Origin of the sequence: Variovorax sp. OV084 (genome assembly GCF_900111625.1) — a bacterium.
Classification (GTDB): Bacteria; Pseudomonadota; Gammaproteobacteria; order Burkholderiales; family Burkholderiaceae_C; genus Variovorax.
In genome coordinates, this window is the sequence record NZ_FOII01000044.1 from 1 (window position 1) to 5,350 (window position 5,350).

Here is a 5,350-nt window from a genome sequence, read left to right on the forward strand (position 1 = left end):
CAGTTATCCACAGTCGGCATCCACGATGCCGGCATCCATCCCCGGGTGAAAGTTCAAGCGGTAGGGTGGGTCAAGACTCAACCGGCGCCCACACCCCATTGGAATGAGAGCTTTCGCTTGGTGCCGATGGCTTGATTCGAATTTACGAAGCTGTCGTAGACCGACACGGTTTGCGCATCCGTAAAGTACGCCACATTGCAGACGCTCGAGCCGCTGCCGAAATAGGCGCTCAGCGTGTTCTGAATCGCCTCGTCTTCGGTGGCACCGGTGGCGTAGCCAGTGGAATAGGCCCATCCCGAAAAGCTCGCGGGAGACAACTCGCAGTTCATGTTGCCGGTGGCAATGAACTGCCTGCAGTTCGCATCGATGGACTGCGCATAGCCAGACGCCGCCAGCACCCACAGGATCACCCCCACTCCAAACGCACGCATCCCCCGGCGCAAGGCGCTCATGTTCTTCTCCTCGGGCCACTTCGGGCTTGTTGTCGGTCAAGCAGCCCGCTCAGAAACCGGTGCAGGCAGCAATGAGGAAACTAATGGGGTATCAAGGAGGAATTTGGTGGATTCGTTTTTCTTTGAGCTGGCACCTATCGTGCCCCGCTCCGAATAGAGCTCGTGCATGTGCACGCTGAACGCCTGCTCGACAGACATCATCCGCAGCGCGGTTGGAAGACGAAGCAGAAAGGGAGCGAACCCTTCGGGGGGTCATTGCCAGGGTGCCAGCAGAACAGCTAACGAGCGCGGTGCCCGCTGTCTTGATCTTGCCCATTGAATTCTGCAGAGACGAGACCTTCGTTTCCGCTGGAACTTGACCCGCCAGACGTTAGGTTCGGTGCGCAGAGCCGGCCTGCGTTCGAAGGAAATGTGGGGAGTCAAGCGTGCAAGCATGGAAATTCACAGTCAGCAAGTCGCCTGCTCAACACGCCCCCTTCACCCCTTCCGACACGGAGTGACAACAAGTTGCTGCTGGTCGAGAGGCCACCTGCTCGACGGCGTCACGGTGGGCGGAGAAGGTACTAGGCAAAAGTGGCGATCGGCCGCTCCATCCTTAAATCGTGCCCAGCCAGGGAAGCATGGGATCTTCCTTCTCGAAATTAACAGTTACAGTAGCAAATGCTGATTTAGACGCAGAAGCGTAGCGGCATGAGGCGTCCATTCTCGCAGGTCAAACGTATGCTGGCATTACAACTCTGCTTGAGCGGTTCGCCTGCGCCTCCATAACTTGAATTCGAGCAGAAAATTGTCAAAACTTTTAATTATTCACCTCTCTGATTTGCATATTTCAAATGAGCAAAATCCAATACTGAAACGAGCCGAGGCGATCGCTAACTCGCTGATCGTCGAGCCCGATGCTCATGTGCTGATCCTCTTCACCGGTGATATTGCTTTCGGCGGAAAGGAGCACGAATATCGACTTGCTAGCGATTTTCTGTCTCGACTTAAAATCGCAATTTCAAAAACGCATCATCCATCAACCTTGAATTTGATCTGCGTGCCAGGTAATCACGATTGTGATTTTTCACAAGGTAACGCTGATGTCCGAACAGCATTGCTTGAAAACCTGAAAAATTCTTCCCCTGTTGCCCAAGGTGTAATCGACGAGTGTTCAAATGTTTTAAAGCCTTTCGAAGCTTTTCGAGCAGAGGTTGAAACCCTAGCGCCACTTGGTACAGACGCAATTTGGCGCAAATATCATGTCAAATGCGATGATACCGAAATTATTATCAACTCTGTTAATACGGCTTGGTCAGCCAAGATGTCAACTGGCGTTGGATCTCTTTTCTTTCCGAATGAAAAATATCAAAAGGCTTCGCCAAGAAATGGTGCATTTCGCATAACTGGCACGCACCTCCCATATCATTGGTTGCATCAAGCTGCATATCGTGATTTTCGGCGACTGCTTCGGCAGAATTCCGATCTTATTTTAACTGGCCATGAACATGAAGGAAATTTCGGCACAAATGTAGACTCTGAGTCTGGGCACACAGTTTTCATAGAGGGGGCTGCGCTATATCCGCACGGAGGCTCTCAGGAGTCCGGATTTATATGTGCAGAGTTAGACTTCGTAACGGGCTCGGTCCATACGACGGCCTTTAACTGGAAGCAGGGAGCCTACCAGCCAGCGCAAGGCGAAGGCGCCACGATGACCGTCTCCCTTCCTGGCGGTCACGAGACTATTGGGCTTAACCGAGAGTGGGACGAATCTTTGCGTGATTTAGGCGCTTCAATTAAGCACTACGCCAAAGAAAAAATTGAACTACCTGATCTCTGGGTTTATCCGGAGATAATTTTCGACAATGCCGGCGATAACGAGCAGCTTATAGAAAACACCAAGCGACTACTTGAATCAAAAATTGATGAACGCCAGGATACATTAATTTTAGGCGACCAAAGCAGCGGCAAGACAGCGCTTCTGCGAACTTTGTTTCTCGCATTTTATGAAAAGGGCCTTTATCCAATTTTCATTCAAGGAAAGTCCTTCAGTAACGCCTCAGCCCGCGACATTATTAAGCTTGTGCAAGACTCTATCCGGCAGCAGTATGATGAAAACCAGGCGGAGGTCGTAATTTCGGAAGCTGCCGATCGGAAGATAATTTTATTGGACAACATAGATCGGTATGGATTTCCGGCAAAATATTTCAATGGTGCAATACAGACGTTGCAAAAAATGCAGGCCGGATTATTGCAACCGCCGATCCAATTTTTGACGTTAAAGAGGCTCTGATTGGCGAAGATTTTGCGCTGATTCGTGACTTTACCCAAGCGCAATTGCTTGGTTTCGGAGCTCGCCTGAGGTATCAACTCGTTGAACGTTGGTTCTCACTGGGAGACGGCAACTCTTCTCCGCGAAGTGCTGATGTGGATATGGCGAATCAGATTATTTCAAATATTGTCGGGAAAGGGCTAGTACCCAAGTCTCCTATATATGTTTTGATTTTGCTTCAAGGTTTAGAGGCAGGCCATCAAGGAGAGCTCGAGAACAGTGCACTGGGGCATTACTATCAATATCTAATACTGCATTCACTGCTTCCCGTTGTGCGCCAAGAGGCAGTACACGAAGTGCTAAACTACTGTCAACAATTGGCTTGGTTTCTTAATCAAACCAAGCCGCGAATCGACGAAAAGGCGTACCGCCTTTTCCACGCGCAATACGAGGAGAAATTTGACCTAGCGGTTCCTCTTGAAGCAAGAAAAAGGCTGCTGGTTGGCGCCAAAATTCTTACGGAAGCAGAAGGTGAATTAGCATTTCGCTATCCTTATTCTTATTATTATTTCTTGGGCACGTATCTGGCTGACAATCTGCGAGACGAAGAAGTAGGTAAACGGGTAGTTACCTATGCCGAAAACCTGCATGTCCGAGAATATGGAAATACAATCCTGTTCTTAGCGCATCACAGCAATGACGATTTCGTCATGGAACTGATGGAGAGAGCCCTTGGTCAAAGTTTTGCAGAATATCCAGAATATTCCTTTGAAAAAGACACAAAAATACTCGAAGCCCTTGCGAAGGAGGTAAAACAAGAAGCCGTAATGCTTCCACCAGGCGACACCAAGGAGAAGAAATTTACGATCATAGAAGAAGATCTCAATTTTTCCGAAGGCCTTGCTCAAATTTCTGATGGAAAACTGCGCGAGGAGCGGAGTCAAGAAGAAATTGCCGTTCTTGAATTGGTCTCTGAAATTAATGGGCTTTTCAAGGGAATCGAGATTTTAGGCATGATTCTGAAGGCGCGATTTGGCAGTCTCACTTCACAGAAAAAGCAGAGATTACTCACAGCGCTAGTGAATGGCGGGCTACGTGGAATGAGGGGGTTATTTGAAACCTTTGCGAGCTCCCCGCAGCAACTATTGATCGAAATTGAAGAGGTTTTAACTAATCAGACCCCGAGTCGCGATCGTATAGAAGCACTGGCAAAACAACGTGTATTCTCTTTCATGTCTTACCTCGCATATAATTTTGTGCGCAGAATGGGAAGTAGCGTTAGCTCGAAAAATCTTATTCCAGCGATAACGCGTTTGCAGACTGAAACGGACTCTGGCGCGAACAGATTAGTTCGACTGGCGGCATTGCTTGAACTACGTGGAAAGATGCCGATGTCAGAAGTTATTAACTTGGCAAAGGAATTTGACGATCTACCATTTGCCTTTAGTGTGCTAGCTCGACTTGCAATGCGAAGGGTTCAACTTCACGAAACATCTGATATAGAAAAGCAGCAGCTATTTGCGGAGTTGAAGGTTGGGGTCGCCACCCAACGTGGACTTGACTTCAAAACGAAAAATTCCAAACAGACCGGGAAAATGTAGTGGTCGTTGAAATGGAACTGATCCGAGGTCGTGACGTGCCCAGCCCCCAACAAATCAAAGCTAGGGGTAGGATTGCTCTCGCGAAGATGGCATGGACGCCTCCTCGGTTTTTTCGATGACGATGAAGGTTCAATCCGACCAAAGAGACCGCGATGCTCGCTGTCATTGGACTCGACATTGCCAAGCGCTTCTTTCAATTGCACTCGGTTGACCCCGGGACCGGCGAGCCCCCTACGCTCAAGCGAACTTGGCGGGCGTCCAATTGTCCGACCTCGAACTCTCCCAAGGCGCTACCGCCTCGCTCATACGGCTAGGGCGACGCGTCGATGTCCCTGGTCTTAGCGCTCGGATAACCCAACAACCAGTATGGGGGATGGTAATAGTCCGCTCGAGGCCGTCGTTGACGGCCCGGCGGTTTAAGGCGTGACGTCGGCGACGTGCTGAAGCAGGCCGAAGCCAACGCGCCAAGCGCGGCCGTCGCAATGGACGGTGGCGGTGCGCTGGTTGAGGCGCTTGATCTCTCCGACCTGACGGTTGAGGCTTTGGTCGACGAAGCTGACACGCTGGCCGACACGGAAGTCCTGCTTCCTGTTGATCTCCGGCGGCGGCCTCAGCTGCGCCGCAGGCGCCGCTGAGGGTGACGTGGCCGCCGAGGTATTCGGCTGCTCCTCGGGCGGCACGATGGCCGCGTACAGCACGCTGAAGCGCTGTTTGCTTTGCTCATCGAGCAGCGTGACCTGCCGGTCCTTCATCGCCGCGATGCGAGCCTCACGCAGCTTTCCAGTGCCCCAGTCCCAGTACTTCACCAGTTGGCCCATGTGCAACTGCGAGCGCGCCTGCACGATGCGCCTCGGGTCGGCCATGAGTTGCTCGATGACCCAGCTGAGCTGGTACAGCTCAGCGCTGGTGGCCATGGGGTGTTAGTGCCGATGCAATCTTGACCAGCTAAACCGCAAAGTGCCAATCCAAAATTGACCAGGGTGTTCCACTGACCTGCTGAGAATTTCAGCAGGGGATTCAAGGTGATCACCATGGACATGATTGGC

Annotated in this window: 4 protein-coding genes; 2 read left to right on the forward strand and 2 right to left on the reverse strand. The window is 51.1% G+C overall.

Translation table 11 applies throughout. The features are described 5' to 3' along the window. Nucleotides 1-77: 77 nt before the first annotated feature. A complete protein-coding gene (locus BMW87_RS34460; protein ID WP_143062673.1) occupies nucleotides 78-452 on the reverse strand; it encodes a hypothetical protein in 375 nt (124 codons plus the stop codon). A 787-nt stretch (nucleotides 453-1,239) separates the two neighbouring features. Between BMW87_RS34460 and BMW87_RS34465 the strand changes: the two genes are divergently transcribed. Together BMW87_RS34465 and BMW87_RS34970 are read left to right on the forward strand one after the other, a co-directional pair. Next, nucleotides 1,240-2,724, forward strand: a complete 1,485-nt coding sequence (locus BMW87_RS34465; protein ID WP_177192927.1) for a metallophosphoesterase — start codon at nucleotides 1,240-1,242, stop codon at nucleotides 2,722-2,724. A gap of 44 nt (nucleotides 2,725-2,768) precedes the next feature. Continuing rightward, the gene (locus tag BMW87_RS34970) at nucleotides 2,769-4,304 is read left to right on the forward strand and encodes an STAND family AAA ATPase (protein WP_143062674.1); all 1,536 of its coding nucleotides are present in this window, start codon (nucleotides 2,769-2,771) and stop codon (nucleotides 4,302-4,304) included. Between the two features lie 416 nt (nucleotides 4,305-4,720). Here BMW87_RS34970 and BMW87_RS34475 read toward each other — a convergent pair whose 3' ends face one another. After that, nucleotides 4,721-5,218, reverse strand: a complete 498-nt coding sequence (locus tag BMW87_RS34475) for a hypothetical protein (protein WP_093083073.1) — start codon at nucleotides 5,216-5,218, stop codon at nucleotides 4,721-4,723. Between the last annotated feature and the right edge of the window lie 132 nt (nucleotides 5,219-5,350).